The 15,083-nt window shown below is 55.7% G+C and carries 9 protein-coding genes; 6 read left to right on the top strand and 3 right to left on the bottom strand.

Features of this window, described 5'->3' with window-relative positions; translation table 11 throughout:
• Nucleotides 1–113: 113 nt before the first annotated feature.
• Genes JWS10_RS03660 through JWS10_RS03650 form a run of 3 tightly spaced genes read right to left on the bottom strand, consistent with a single transcriptional unit; the run spans nucleotide 114 to nucleotide 3,600 of the window.
• Nucleotides 114–1,643: a hypothetical protein gene (locus tag JWS10_RS03660; RefSeq protein ID WP_299504880.1), complete on the bottom strand. Its 1,530-nt coding sequence runs from the start codon at nucleotides 1,641–1,643 to the stop codon at nucleotides 114–116.
• On the bottom strand, nucleotides 1,640–3,061 hold the full coding sequence (locus JWS10_RS03655; RefSeq protein ID WP_299504878.1) for a polysaccharide biosynthesis C-terminal domain-containing protein: 1,422 nt from the start codon (nucleotides 3,059–3,061) through the stop codon (nucleotides 1,640–1,642). Before JWS10_RS03655 ends, JWS10_RS03660 begins: the two co-directional genes overlap by 4 nt.
• Nucleotides 3,058–3,600: a hypothetical protein gene (locus JWS10_RS03650; RefSeq protein ID WP_299474891.1), complete on the bottom strand. Its 543-nt coding sequence runs from the start codon at nucleotides 3,598–3,600 to the stop codon at nucleotides 3,058–3,060. Before JWS10_RS03650 ends, JWS10_RS03655 begins: the two co-directional genes overlap by 4 nt.
• A gap of 798 nt (nucleotides 3,601–4,398) precedes the next feature.
• Between JWS10_RS03650 and JWS10_RS03645 the strand changes: the two genes are divergently transcribed.
• The 6 genes from JWS10_RS03645 to JWS10_RS03620 all read left to right on the top strand — a co-directional run bounded on the left by JWS10_RS03645 (nucleotide 4,399) and on the right by JWS10_RS03620 (nucleotide 14,748).
• Nucleotides 4,399–5,325 (top strand): hypothetical protein, encoded by a 927-nt coding sequence (locus JWS10_RS03645; protein ID WP_299504875.1) that lies wholly within the window; start codon nucleotides 4,399–4,401, stop codon nucleotides 5,323–5,325.
• A gap of 42 nt (nucleotides 5,326–5,367) precedes the next feature.
• Nucleotides 5,368–6,618 carry a glycosyltransferase gene (locus tag JWS10_RS03640; RefSeq protein WP_299504873.1) on the top strand — a complete coding sequence of 417 codons (1,251 nt, stop codon included), beginning with the start codon at nucleotides 5,368–5,370 and terminating at the stop codon, nucleotides 6,616–6,618.
• 7 nt (nucleotides 6,619–6,625) lie between these two features.
• Entirely contained in the window at nucleotides 6,626–7,900 is a 1,275-nt protein-coding gene (locus JWS10_RS03635; protein ID WP_299504872.1) for an O-antigen ligase, read from the top strand.
• 290 nt (nucleotides 7,901–8,190) lie between these two features.
• Entirely contained in the window at nucleotides 8,191–10,191 is a 2,001-nt protein-coding gene (locus JWS10_RS03630) for a GNVR domain-containing protein (protein WP_299504871.1), read from the top strand.
• A gap of 223 nt (nucleotides 10,192–10,414) precedes the next feature.
• Entirely contained in the window at nucleotides 10,415–12,406 is a 1,992-nt protein-coding gene (locus JWS10_RS03625) for a Calx-beta domain-containing protein (RefSeq protein WP_299504870.1), read from the top strand.
• A 485-nt stretch (nucleotides 12,407–12,891) separates the two neighbouring features.
• Nucleotides 12,892–14,748: a calcium-binding protein gene (locus tag JWS10_RS03620; protein ID WP_299504869.1), complete on the top strand. Its 1,857-nt coding sequence runs from the start codon at nucleotides 12,892–12,894 to the stop codon at nucleotides 14,746–14,748.
• Nucleotides 14,749–15,083: the final 335 nt, after the last annotated feature.

The raw sequence follows: 15,083 nt of genomic DNA, 5'->3' as shown, positions 1-15,083 counted from the left end.
GACCAACCGGCACATATTCATATTTAGCCGTGTCGTAATTGACGCGATAATCCGATCAGGAATTTCGTCGTTGCGGTTAACATAACCCTTCTGGCGGGACATTTGGATTAGAGCTACAGCCGTTCCCATACCGCAGTTAGTATCTCTGAGACAGACTGCTCTATCGGCACATCGGTATCCAGCATCAGAACCGGAGTGTCGGCAATCTCAACCGTTGACTCAAGATCGCGTCGCCGCAGAACGCTGCTTGGATCCGGACCGTCAACTTTAATTCGGGACGCGTCGCGCAGCAGAGTCGTTTGAATAGGGGCACTTAGTCGTATGACAAGGTCAGGTTTGGGAAGATCGTCATAGAGCCTCGCTTCCAGACGCATGAGCGCCGACTTCAGTCGCGACCGGCAAGCCGCAATCGCAGCTTCGCCGAACTGTCTGCCGTCAATGGCACCGACTCCCGACGGGGGATAGCGATCCGTAATGATAATAGCGCCAGCCGTCGCCAAACGTCGCGACTTGAAGATCAGAGCCCTGCGATCATAAGCCAGCAACACCATGCGCACCACGTAAGCGTATGAAAAGACTAACTCCACACGGCGTTCTGGCTTCTGGTACTGCCCGGAACGCTCGCTTGGAAGTAGGCGGCGCAGCATAGGCAACAGCAGTCGGACCGGTGCCGAAACCAAAGTTGCTGGCGGTTTACCGATATGGATGCGGCGTACATCAAGCTGTTTGCCAAGTCGGTCTGCCAAGGCGGCTCCAAGCGTTGACTTGCCGCTCGCTTTGGGACCGATCATGGCGATAAGTGCGCCGCCCGACACAAGGTTTACAGATTTGTGCTTTCGCAGTCGGGACCCAACCAACATATAAATGCGGCGAAACCTCGAGACGAGCTCTGCAAAATAACCCAGACGTCGCCAATCTCGCAGTCGCCACGCCAATCTTACGCCGATCCTAATGCGCGCCATTTTATGCGCGGGGTTGCGTATGGCCGCCACTAAATCTTCAAACTCTCCCGCGCGCGCGGTTGGGACGAATTCTTTCCAGAGCCGCTTGGCAGCGTTTTCATCTGCTTGATCTTGCAGCCAAGCAAGCTCGCGCGGAATGTCTGAATAGTGTCGGTTCACCATGTAGATCTCGAACAAACTGGTGTGCTTTAGCGCAACGCGAAGCAAGAACACGACCAGTTCCGCCTCGGCGGCTGGCACTGGGACGTCCATCAACTCACGCGGGTCTGCCAGCAAGATGTTTTCCAGCGGCAGATGGTAACTTTTCACCAAGCTGTCGCCTGTCACGATCTGGAAGTAGGCATGGACATGCACCAACTGCAAACTGCTCGTGTCCAGAGCAAAGGCATGTATGACACCCGGGTGGCCCCCGATGTCCCGCGACCTGGCGAGCTTGAATCCGCAGCCAACCAATGCCTCGAAGAACTGCGTGGCGTCAGATCGCAGCACCAGCAGATCCAAATCTTCCTGACCGTTAAGACTGACGCCCAGGCGGATATTGCTTTTCCAGTGGCAGTAGCGCACCTGGCGTTGCTTTAGCGCCGCAACCAGATTGCGGATCGGGCCAGCATCTGACGCGCCATATGCGGATTTTGGGCTGTCTGCACAGCCGATGTTCTGATTGAGCAAAGCTTCATTCATGACTCGCCCCGCAATTTCCGGACGGCCCTACCCCACCGCGAAAATGTCGCCGCCATTGTTTCTGATAATAAATGCTCCCGACACGCGAGGCCGGGACGCAGCTGCAAATGGCGCGACAGGAAAATGGCCATGGCGATGTTCCAACCGACCATGCTTATAGTGGTTGCAACGGCGACCCCCGTCATGCCGAACGGAACGACAAGCAAAGCTGCGCCAAGCATCGTGGCTGCGGCTGCACCCGCCATCAAAGTAGCGCCCTGCCGCTCGTGACCGGTCATTGTCAAAAGGTGCTGTTGTGGTCCAGCTGCCGCCGCCACGAGTTGCCCAAAGATCAAAATGATGAGCACCGGTTCGGCAATCACGAATTGCGGACCAAACCAAGGCAGAAAGATCGGAGCTCCGGCGATCAACGGCAGCGCGACCACCATCGTCAAGCCAAGCGAAAGCGCGGCAGACCGCGCCATCAGTCGCTGTAGTGCCACCATGTCTTTACGGGCGTAGAGAGTGGATACCGTTGGTGCAAAAAGCGACGAGAGCGCCATCCTGGGCAAAGCCACCAGCTGTGCCAGACTGAAGGCGACAGCGAAGATGCCCGCGCCGAGTGTATCATTTCGCAGGCCGATGATTAAAATGCCCGCGCGCGACATGATTGTGTCGGCCAGCATGATGAGCGTGAGAGAAACCGCTGGGCGCAGCCAGTCGCGTATCGCATAGCGAGGTGCGGCGGATATAAGCTCGGTCGGTTTTCGGCTGACGAGGAACCGTTGGATGAAGATCAAAGTGATGATTGCCGTTGCAAGCGTCGCAGCCATCGCGGTCACCGCGTCGGGGGGGGCGAGCCCCCCCAGCACCAACGCTGCGAGTATCACGAATGCTACAGAGTCTCGCAATATCCGTTCCGGCAGCATCGACACGATGATCGCGCCAAATGCCCGAAGCGCCGATGCGCCGATCAAGCGAAGCGTCATCAGCGGGACTACGATGGCTCCGATCAGCGAGGCCCGCGCAAGTTCGCCTTGCGCGTGAAGCACCAATCGCTCTGCTGCGATAGCAAGTGCCGCCACGCCAATTCCAGCAATGGTTCCGCCTCGGAACGCGAAGCGCATCACGCCATGCGCCCGCGCCCAGTCACCCTGCACCCGATAGGTCGGCAACAAGCGCAGCAATGAGGTGCTAAGCCCGAGCGTGGAAATATAGGCGAGCATGGTTACCCAAGCGATAACATAGGCAAATATTCCGAAGCTCTCAGCTCCGATCAGCCGCACGGTCCCCAACTGCACGCCAAAGCTAAGCGCGGCCCCCGCCACAAGGACCATAAAAGCACTGGAACTGGTTGACAGGAGTCGCAGGCCGGCCAACGCCGTTTCCGAATTTTTGTGCAACGTAGCATCGGTGTTTTGAATTGCGTCAACCTTCATGGAACGGCTGCTCCATGCAAACGACCGAGCGCGCGCGCATGGTCAATCGCCAAGGCGCCTTTAGTGATCAGGCTCACCGCGGCCTTTAGGTCAGATTGATCGCGGCCAAAGACCCGAAGGACGGAAAGGCTGCGCATTTGTAGCTTTGCATCAATCACAGCAAAAATCTGCTCGAGACATTCGTTGTCCGCTGGCGGACGCTCTAGCACGCGTGCTGCAATCCCTTGATTTGCATGTCGTTGGTTAAGCCTTTTGGCAGAGACTTCGTTTGAAACGCACAACCCTACCGCAATATCCGGCAGAGGGACGACATCAAGCGCCTGCGCGATTATGCTTTCATCGGTGCGCTTGGAATCGAGCGCCAAGCCTGCAATTGCGCAAAGATAACCCTGATCCTGAACTAATACCCCATCCACACGCGCAAATCGAGCCAAGCCCGCGATATATCGCCGTCGTCGCAGTGAAGCCGACCAGCGAGGGAGTGGCATCAACTTCAGCAGACGCTCGGTCACTGGATCGCTTGAAAGAATTTGCGACACCGCGCCTCCCAACTTGGAAAGCCTTGATGTTAGGGCAAATCTGCGACTTGCCACGGATTCGCTTGGACGCGCGCTGATCGCAAGCCGCACAGCCAGACCATGACGTGCCAAATCCGCCGCTGCCGCACGCGCAAGCGTAGTCTTTCCTGCTCCGGGCGGCCCAAATATCTCAATGTGAATCCGTCCACGTAAGCCATCGTCCAAATCCTGACCATGTGGGCTAACCCCATTCGCAAAGGGCATACGGTTTTGAGTCGCTTCGCTTCGAAAGTGACCCGAAGGACTGCCGCCGAGAGTCACCGCCACCACCGCGAAAGCGAAACCCTAGATGGTTGCGTGGTTACACGATCGGATAAACAGCCAATAAGCCTGTCATGACCCGCACTCTTGATTTGTCGCATGTTCAAATGGCAAAGCCGAAATAGGCACATATCCGTTGAGCCTTTCCAAAATATTCGTCTAACCGTCGCACCCTAGCGCACCGCAACTTAGCGGTGAAAGAACTCTTAAGAGTACATCCTTCGCAGTCGCCTACCTACAGGCAGGGCACGCTTACCTATTAAGAGTTAGGCCCCACCCATTTGAACACTGTCGAGTCGAAGCGGGACACGGGATACTGAATATCCAATCAGAATTTGCGGAACCAAGTGTTTGGCTTGTCATGACGATATTAACATGAGGACAAATATTAACATGAGGACAAGCCCAATGTCGGATAGGCTCGGGACGTGACGCGAGATCGCCATTTCCCCCCTGCCCGACATCGGCATTGTCCCGAAATTGTAAAGGGAGAATGCGATGCGCTATTTTGCGTCAAAGGCCAGTGAATGCCGTTCAATTGACGATCAACGCACATCAAGATCACTTTGGAAGCTGCTGTTGATCGTTATCATCGGTATGATGGGATGGTTTTGGCAGGCAGCCGCGAGCCGCGCCATAGGCGAGGATGCGCCGCTGCACTTCACAGTAAATCACCGAAAAGATTTTTCGCAGGCCGTGGCGATAGGCTTTAACCTCGCCGATGTCTCATCAGTTGCAGCGCTCGATGCGCTTCCGGAAGGCACAAAAGGTATCTTATGGATGCGCAACTATAATAATGCGAAATGTTCATGGCAGACCAGCGATGAGGAGACGGCGGACATTGTCCGCGCGGCACATCGCAATCCCAAGTTCAGTGGCATCTATTTCATTGCAGACACGCCGCACCCGTCGGTATGTCCGACGGCCCCGCAGCAAATTGCCGAGCGCACCGCATTGATCCACCAATACGATCCAGACGGGCGCAGCTTTATCGCGGTGAGCGGTGGCTTCAAGTTTCCGGAGGAGTTTGCGCAATTGGCCGATGCGGCCGATCTTATTGGTGTGGTGGTCTATCCTTGCAACACGAAAAAGGCCCGCTGCGAGATGGACAAGATCGCGGAGCGTGTTGGGCGCGCGCGTTCCGCAGGAATCCCCATCGAGCGGCTGGTGCCGGTTTTCCAAGCCTTTGGTCAATCCTGCTCTGACGCCAAGACGAAGTGGTATCGTCTTCCCACCGAAGAAGAAATGACCGAGATCTTGGCTATTTGGGACGAACTGTTGCCCCCAGAGACGCGCCCCTTCGACATGACTTACTCATGGGGAGAGCAAACAAAGCACGCTTGTCCCAGCCTCTCCACCGCGGATGGCAGCGACTTTCCGGACCTGCAGTCACTTTACACGCGGTATTTCGCGTCAATGCGATGATCGCGAGCATGTTGTGATGTTTTGACAGAGAGGAATGCGATCATGACCGCTCATATCCTGTTCATCGCGGGGGCCGATGCCGACTTGCGCCTGCCGTTCGTCCGCGCGGTGCGCGATCACGGATTTCGGGTCAGTATGGCTGCCAGCGGCGGTGGGGCGGCCTTCGATCGTGCCGGGATCGAATTCGTGCAATTTCCCTTTGATCGCTTTATCTCGCCACTTAGCGACTGGCGCGCGATCCGCCGTCTGCGCAATATCCTTTCCCAACTTCGGCCCGATATTGCGCAAGGCTTTGACACCAAACCGTGCTTGATGTTGCCTCTCGCCGCCCGCGACCCTGATCTGTTGGTAATCCGCACGATTTGCGGGCGGGGATGGGTTTATTCGTCGCGTTCTCCTGCTGCAATGTGCGCGAGGCTTGCCTATCGGGCATTGCACGGGATTGCCGCGCGCCGCACAAATGCCACAGTGTTTCAAAACCGGAGCGACCGCGCCTTCTTCGAAGGACATGGCATAGCAGGCGCGCAAGGAGTGGTAATCCCGGCGGGCGGCGGCGGCATTGACCCCGAGAGTTTTGAACAGGCGTTGCAAGGCGCGCCGACTGCTGCGGCGCTGCGCGCCGAACTTGGGCTGGGCAGTGCTGAGGTGGTCATAACCGTCTCCAGGATCACGCGTCAGAAAGGAGTACCTGCACTTTTGAGAGCCGCTGAGCTTGTGCATCGGCAGCGCCCTAAAGTGCGGTTTCTGCTGGCAGGTCCGCGCGAAAGCGAAGGTCCGCTGGCGATTTCTGAGGCCGATCTTGCGGCGCATGAATCTTACGTGATCGCCATTGGTCCCCGAACGGATGTGCCCGCTTTGCTGAGGATGGCGGATGTGTTTGCCTTTCCGACGGAATATTCCGAAGGGGTTCCTCGGGTTTTACTCGAGGCGGCTTTGGCCAGCCTGCCGATCATTACGACCAGCATGCCGGGCTGTTTAGAAGTGATTGAGGACGGAATTACTGGCAGGGTGGTGCCGCCTCGCTCGCCAGAAAAGCTTGCCGAGCAAATTCTCGCAGCTTTGGTTCACCGGGACAAAAGCGCCGCGATGGCAGCACGGCTGCCGGAACGAGTTCGTACAAATTTTTCGGTCGCAGGCGGAGCCGAGCGCCATGCCGCCTTGTATCGCGCATTGCTCGCCGACAGGTCAAATTCCCGCGCGGCAACTGCAACCAAGACGGGACTAGATGCATCGGCCGATCTTGCCCGGTCTTTCGGATCGTCTGCGCGATCTGTGTCCGACCCGGACGAATGAGCCGGTTATGATCGAGATCGTGCTTGCTCTTGGATTGGTGATCACGGCTGCGACGCAATTGCGCGCCGGGGGGCTACCCTTGGGCCCGGGAGAACTCGTGTTGCTGGTTTGGCTGTGTCTTGCTGGTCTACGTCAACTCTTGTCGCGTCCGCTGATCCTAAACGCGGCGCTGGCGCGGGTTTTGTCTTTTTGGTTTGTCATGGTTGTCTGCTTGTGCGTGGGGATGACCGTCGGTCTGTTGGTAGAACCGTTTCAAGATTACGGCGGCATGCTCCGCGATACTGTCGCTTACGCATTTGTATTCAGCTTTAGCGTGATGATGGCCGTCACTATGTCAGACGCTGCAGACCGGCGACAGCTTAGCTGGAGCATCGTGCTGATCGGTAGCATATCGCTGATTCTGCAGATTGGCAGCGGCTTGGGGAAAGTACCGATGCCGGGTGTTGATCCTTGGTATTGGGACCGCCTTAGAGGATGGGCGGAAAATCCTAATCAGCTTGGTTTTTTCGCGCTTTTCATAGCACTTCTGGGCCTACATCTTGCGGATCAGGCCACCACTAAAATCGAGGCATTGCGGGCTTTAGCGGCCATCGCTCCGGCGATCGTGGCTGGAGTTATGTCTCGCAGCGATAGTTTCATGATCGGAATTTTCGTGTCGGGCGGGTTATTTGTCACTTTGAAATCCGTAAGCTGGCTGCGCGATACTGAGATGGCGCCTACCATGCGCGGAGCGGCGGTGGTGCTCGCGATATTAACGCTGCCACTTGCCCTGTTGATTTCGGTGCCCTTCACATCTGCAGCATTAAGCCGCATCGAGAACGTCTCAAATCAGGTCTACGCTGACAATGATCAAGGCGACACTCGGCTGCATTTATGGGCCGAGGCGATAGACAAAGGCATCCAATCTAAGCTTGCCGGTTTCGGCCCGGGACCGCATTTGACCAGCAAGTCATTCAAGCGCCCCCCGCCCGACAAGTTCGAAGTTCACAACACCCTTCTCGATCTTCTCACTCAAGGTGGCATCGTGGCGATGGTGGCTTTCGTCTGGATTTCAGTGACGGCCTTGCTGGCTGCAGCGCGAGCGGGACATCCGGCGTTGGCGGGGCTCGTTGCCGGGCTTTTAGTATTCAGCATGTTTCACTACGCGTTACGGCAACCGATTTTTTGGTTTGGTATCGTGCTGTGCTTGCTCGATATGACGGGGACGGTCAAAAGCCTATCGCCCCGCGTGCCACCGCGGCGCGCGGTTCAAGAAGACAGAGGTGGTCGCGCATATTCATAGCAAAGCGAACCACCTGCTGTGCGCAAAAAAATCGTGGAAATTTATGTATCAGCACCTCTTTGGGGGTAGTGCGCTTACTCCATATGGTGCTTCGCGCATAACTCAGCCTGTGCGATAACTAAGCTACATTGAGACGTACAAGTCGAAAGTGGGCGAGAGTCAGACGAAAGCATAGGCGCTGCGAAACGATAAAACCAACGTTGAAACGTTGCTTATGATGAAAATCAAAACGTCGGTTCCTGCTCGCACCGGCTGCCCTCAAGCCGCTGTTTTCTCGAAGGTATTGCACTATGATACATCGCCGTTCTAACGATCTGCACTTTAGTCAGATCATGCTACTGCTGAAAAGGCGCCGCGTTTTCATCGCTTCGATTGTACTTTTGAGTGGAGCCGCAGCGACGGGAATAGGGCTAACACTTCCGCCTTATTACACCGCGAAGGCGCAACTGCTTTATCAGGCTGACGCACAGGTCGCAACCGAGCGCTCTGAAGACTCTGCGGTGGACACGCTGGTCGAAATGCTGAACTCGCCTGGCCAGTTACGCCGCTTGGCAAAAAGTTTGGAGCCTTCCCCAAGCGATACATCAGAGATCACACCGGCGGAGCTTGCCCAAACCGAAACCACCAAATCATCACCGCCAGTGCTGGATTACGACACGCTTGATCAGGGTCTGAACGTTTACAAAGAGCGCCAGTCGCGGCTGGTTGCAGTTACATTCCGCAGCATTGACCCTGAAACGGCTGCACTCGTAGCAAATCGCGCAGTCAAACTCTACCTTGAACATGAGTCTGATTTTCAGCGGGAGGCGCGTGCGCAAGCGCTGCGCACAGTATCCGAGCGCATGCCTGACGCGCTTGCGAGGATCGATCAGGCCGAAGGCGCTTTGCGCGAACATAAAATCAAATTCGGCTTGGCTGATTCCGGTGCTGCGGGCTTTGATCCAAACGACCGCCAGATCGGAGAATTTTCCCGACAACTTATCATCGCTCAGTCCGATCTTGCCGCGCGTAACGCAAAGCTCCAGACCCTGAGCGAGCAACAGCGTAGCATCTCGGAGGGCAATGCCGAGAGTCAAAATGGTATTGAGCAAGTCGTGGGCAAGGATCAGACGGTTCATGCGAGCAGTGATGCTACCCAGCCGTTAGGCGAAGATCAGCAGAATGAGATCAAACAAGTTATGCTTGGCCGCGATGCAGTCGCAGCGCGCGTGAGCGATATCGAGAAGCGACTGGCGACCCTGCAAGAGGCGAACGCCAAAACGACACCGGCGTGGATACGTCTGCGCGAACTGGAACGCGAGGCGAATGCGGCAGGCGAGGCATATGAGAACCTGCAACGCCAGCAAAATGATCTACGAGGCCAAGGCAATGGCCGTCTCTCTGTGCGTATAGTCAGCATGGCGGACGTGCCTGATCTTCCGAGCTCGCCGAATCCGCTGCTTTTCGTGGCTCCGGCGCTGGTTGCCTCGCTTCTTATTGGGGGTTTTCTCGCGGTTTTGTTAGAGCGGTTAGACCAACGCTTGCGCAGTGAACGTGATGTTGAGGAGACTCTCGACGCTCCTTGCATCGGAATGGTGCCAACGGTGCCAAGCGGTATGCGCGCAAATATAGCGCAACTGCTGCGCAATGAACCCTATGCACCTTATACCGAGGCTATACGATCAGTCTATGTTGCAGCAACTCGGGGTTCCGCGCGCAGCATCTTGGTGACTTCCAGTGCCTTGGGAGACGGAAAATCTACGCTTGTGCGAAGCTTGGCCGCTTTTGCAGAGCGGCTCGGTCAGAGGGTGTTGGTGATAGATTTCGATCTGCGTCACCCTCAAATCTCGCGGTTGATTGATGATGGCAAACGAGAGAGCACGCCCGGCGCGCAAACCGACACGAACGACTTACCGTGGGAAGCGCTGATCCGGACGGCAAAGAAAGACGGCATCGACTATTTAACAATTCCGCGCTTACCTGTGGACCCGCTAACGGTCCTTTTGAATGACGATTTCCCAAGCCTGATCAAACAGCAACGGCAAAACTACGACTGCATCTTGATCGACAGTGCGCCAGTAGGCGGAGCCACCGAAACGCGCCTTCTGGCGATGATGGTAGATTGCGTTATCTTCACGGTGCGTTGGGGCGTGACCGAGGCGGGAACAGCCCTTGCCGCCGTGCAACAGTTGCGGTCTTCAGCGACAGCGCAAGGCATTCCGATTGCCGTGGTGGTCAACCAAGTCGATCTGCGCGCTCATCGGCGTGGCGGCTACAGCGAACCTGTGGCTATGTCGCCCGTACCTGCTTGATGGGTGCCAGCTCGCGCAGTGGTCGGCTGACACGAGGCCAGTGGCACCGATAATTGCGCGAAGCGTTATCACCCCGAAGGCTGACCCTCCTACTCCGAATTGCAAGAAAATTTAGCGGGGGAGAACTTATAATAGACCAGTGACACTTGGGTCAGAGCTAACACGGCTAAGCTTTTAGACAGGTCGCTTTTTTTGCAGCTAATTTCGCGGAGGAGATGCGCGGGTGGGAAAGCAGATATGGACGAGACAGATCATTGGAACCAATCAGAACGAGGATTTGGTGGGGACCGTCAAATCAGATTTGATTTGGGGGCTGACTGGCAATGATCGGCTATACGCTAAGGCCGGGGACGACACGCTTTACGGCGGAACTGGCAATGATACGCTGGATGGCGGTATCGGTCGGGACGTGATGTTCGGCGGAGCTGGTGACGATACTTACCGAGTTGATGATGTAGGCGACTTGGTCAGCGAGATGACCATAGCTGGTCAGGACGACGGAGGCATCGACACGGTGAACAGCTCGATCAGTTACACACTTGGTGCATTTCTTGAGAAACTGGTCCTTGTGGGCTCCGCTGCAGCTGATGGTGCAGGCAATGCGCTCGACAATAACATCAAAGGCAATGATGCCAACAATGTGTTGTTTGGCGACGGAGGCGCGGACACGATCTATGGCTATGATGGCGACGATGTCCTGATAGGTGGATCTGGCCGAGACTATTACACCGGGGGCTTGGGCGCCGACACATTTGTTTTGAAATCGGAGTCGGGGATCTACGATAAGATTTACGATTATTCGGTTGGGGACAAACTCGGCATCGTGGCCAGTGAATTCGGTCTCTCGGAAGGAGCGGGACTGAACGGCGGCGTGCTGGATGCGAGCTACTTCGTAACAGGCAGTGCCGCGACGGTGGTTGGGCATGGCCAGTTCGTGTTTGATGCGGTGAAGGCCGAATTGTTTTGGGATGCCGACGGGATTGATAAGATCAAGCCGGTCAGGATCTCGCAGATCACCACGAGCACAACGCTTGCTGCAGATCAGATCATTGCTTTTGGCGCACCCGAGTCGCCGTCTGCTGCGTCGCTAGCTGTTGCTACGACGGAGACATCGCCGCGAGCCGAAGACGACGGCTCAGTCTATTTCAAGTTCGCGCTATCCCGTGCCGAGAGCCAAGACGTCATGATAACGTGCAGCACCGTTGATGGGACGGCGATCGGCGGGCAGGATTTCACGGCTCTGTCATCATTCAATGTTTTGATAAAGGCTGGGCAAACGACGGCCTATGTGCCGGTGGCCATGTTGAACGACAACACGGCGGAAAGCGTCGAAAACTTTTCACTGGTGGTCAATTCAGCGGTTTTTGCTGGAAGTGGCAATCCCGTAGCAGTTGGCTCGGGTATCGCGAACGCCAGCATCACCGACGAAGGCCCCAACGTTGTTGCGGTCCAGAACCTTGTGGCCATGGGCATGATAGATCCCTCGGCGATCGCCTATAATCCGTTTTCAAATTCGTTGATCCTATCCGACTCCGAAGTAGACGAGGCGCCGTTTTCGCGGCCCGAAGATCTGTATTCGGTGGGCCTTGACGGCAGCGCAATCTCAAAGACCGCTTTGCCTTTCACTGCCGAAGCGACCGGACTTGCTTATGACGCGACAAGAGGAAACCTTTATATCACTGATGACGATAAATATCGGGTGACGGTCGTGAGCGCCGACAGTCCAACCGTGGTTAAATGGTCGTTCACCACGAAAAACCTCGGCGGTTATGATCCCGAGGACATTGCCGTCGATACGAAAACCGGAAACTTGTTCATCGTAAACGGCATCGACCGCGCGATTATAGAGGTGGACAACAAAGGCATCGCGCAGATCAGTAGCTTCGTTTTGCCGTCAATGATTGTGGACCCCGAGGCACTGGCCTTCGACTCCGCGAACAACGTATTCTATGTCGGCGGCGGGTTTAGCGACCTGATCTGGAAACTCGACCGCAATGGCAATGTGATCGACACCATAACGGCATTGGTGGACTTGCGTTCTCCGGATCACGACTATCGTGTCGCTGTTAAAGACATTGAGTTTGCACCAGCAAGCGACGGCTCGGGCGAAACGCATCTATATGTGGCCGATTACGGCCAAAGCCACGTGGCGGATGGCCGCTTGATTGAGATTGATCTCGGCGACCCCGGGCAAAATAATTGGCTCGTCGTTTGAGCTAGCGGCCCCGACGGTTAGCCAGCCGTGGCAGCCAGAGTTCGAGTTTTTCAGCAGAGCGCGTGTCGGGGCACCGGCACGCGCTTTCCAATAGAATCAGCTAAAGAATTACCGAAATGCGCCGAGAAAAGCGTCATTCTCCGATCTGATCTCGCTCGCCCACGGTATTGCAAGCGAATAATTGACCGCCGTCCAGCCTTTCACGGCGTAAAACCGCCGCCGATGATTTCTAGTTAGGCGGAAAAGTGATCTGGTAATTCCAGCTATCAACTAAAATTCAAAGCACACCCTAAAATCCTGAATGCAGGGAAAGAACCGGTGAGGGTCTTGTCGCTGCAGCGCCAATTTGCTGCCTTTTTCACTCTTTAGCGTCGAATCGGCAAAGCGGAAACCAGCCATAGGCTTGGTGCGCCTGATTGACTTTTAAATAGGCATTGCGCTTTTGACACGTCGGAAAGCAAATCAACAATGCTAGGAACCTGCAAATGAGCACGATTACCCTCAATCAGGACTACGGATACTCTGCATATAGGATCAGCGGTCTCGCCGCCGGAACTGTCATCGACGCCAGCAATGCGAGCTGGATCTTGGACAATAATTCAAGCGATGGCCACAGCAACGCTTACCCGGTGTTGGTATACAAAGCCCCTAAGGTGATTATCGAAGGTGGCACAATCATCGGCAACATCGACCAAAAGAGTGATTGGACGAAGGTTTACGCGATGGGTAACTCTGCCGCCGTTCGAACCGAAGACGCACCCGGCGCCACTATCCGCGACTGGCGCATTTCGCACAGCTGGGATGCTGTCCGCGTCTCATGGAATAGCCAAAATTTCGTAATCGAAGACGTCTGGGCCAGTGATATTCGCGATGATGCCATCGAGAATGATCGGCTTCAAAGCGGCACAATTCGTGACAGTCTATTTGACGGATCATTCGGTGGCCTCAGCATAGATCCGGACAAATCCAATCCCGTCGATGGTCACAAAGAAACCGTGCTGATTGATGGTGTTCTGCTACGACTGCAACCTTCGCTTTATGAAGGCGAAATGACGCATTCTGCTTTCATAAAGACTGACTCGTCCACCAATGGCACGGTTACACCCAACCTGCGCTTTGTGAACAACGTGTTTGCCCTCGAGGATGTCAACCACCACAGCTACCGAAGCATGAAGGACGCATGGGCTCACACAATTGAGTCAAAAAATAACTATTTCCTGAACCTTTCTGATGACCCGTTGCCTAGCGACTATCCAAAACCCCCGAGTGGATGGACTATCTTGCAAGGACAAGCAGCGCGCGACTACTGGGCGCAGGCACGTGACGGATGGATTAGCCGGCATACAGACGGCAATGATGGACAAGCAGGCAGCAACACATTGTCGGGCAGCGCTGGCAATGACATTCTGACTGGTGGTGCCGGAAACGACAGTGTTGTCGGCGGTAATGGCAACGACTCGCTCTATGGCGGCACTGGCAATGACATTTTGACTGGAGGTGCTGGCAACGATTTGGTCGACGGCGGGGCGGGCACGGATCTTGCCATTTACAGCGGATCCTCGGACGCGACGGTTAATCTTTCGCTGACCGGGGCGCAGGTCACTGGCGCAGGAACCGACACTTTGCTCAACATCGAAAACGTCACTTCGGGCAGTGGCAATGACAAACTAACAGGCAGCTCTTTCGCCAACAGTCTTAGCGCAGGAGCGGGCAGCGACTCGCTCTACGGCGGTGCGGGCAATGATAGTTTAACCGGAGGCGCGGGCAACGATCTGATCGACGGTGGGGGTGGCAGCGACTTTGCGATTTACGGCGGAACCGCAGGTGTGACGGTGAACCTGTCACTGTCAACCGTGAGGGTCACAGCAGAAGGCACTGATACGCTGATCAATATGGAAAATATAATTGCGGGGAGCGGCAACGATCAGCTGACTGGCAATACGTTGGCCAATATCTTCATCGCCGGTGCGGGCAGTGACATTCTAACCGGAGGAGGTGGAAATGACACCTTGACGGGCGGAACCGGCGCGGATTCGTTTGTGTTCAGCAGCGCGCTGAACAAAGAGAACGTCGACCGGATCACCGATTTTAGCGTCGTCGATGATACCATGCGCGTAGATAATACGTACTTTACCGGACTGAAGGAAGGCGTACTAAGTTCCAGTGCCTTCCGCGCCAACGCGTCTGGCTTGGCAGCCGATTCCACTGACCGTATCGTCTACGAGACCGACACTGGCAAAGTGTTCTTCGACGCCGACGGCAACGGCTCTGGCGCGGCCGCGCTGTTTGCAACGCTCAATCCAAGCCTAGCAGTGACCAACCTGGATTTCTTCATCGTGTAATCGCCGGGCTCTGGTGCCGCGGCTGGGTCCGCCTCAGTGACTAAGCCGATCCTCCGTCTGTTAAGAAACGAGGATCGGTTCGCGGTTAACCCTAGGGTAATAGCACCGCTGGTCGCAAACGACCGGCGGTGCTTGTCTGTTCGACAGGGTTACATTTCTGGTCGCTGGGTTGTCAGCCGACCGCTGCCAACAAGTGATTTTTCCGTTCGTTGGATAAACACCACGCATACCGCCTAAGGGCTAGATAACCAAAACGATACTCATCTCGCGTGTGTTGCGCCAAAGGGGCATCGCAGCTAGCCCTTTTGCGCTTATCCGTTATTGACCTCGCTTGG

Source organism: Cypionkella sp., assembly GCF_028290025.1.
Lineage (GTDB): Bacteria > Pseudomonadota > Alphaproteobacteria > Rhodobacterales > Rhodobacteraceae > Cypionkella.
Note: the sequence above shows the minus strand (reverse complement) of the source record. Positions and strands in the feature narration are given on the sequence as shown.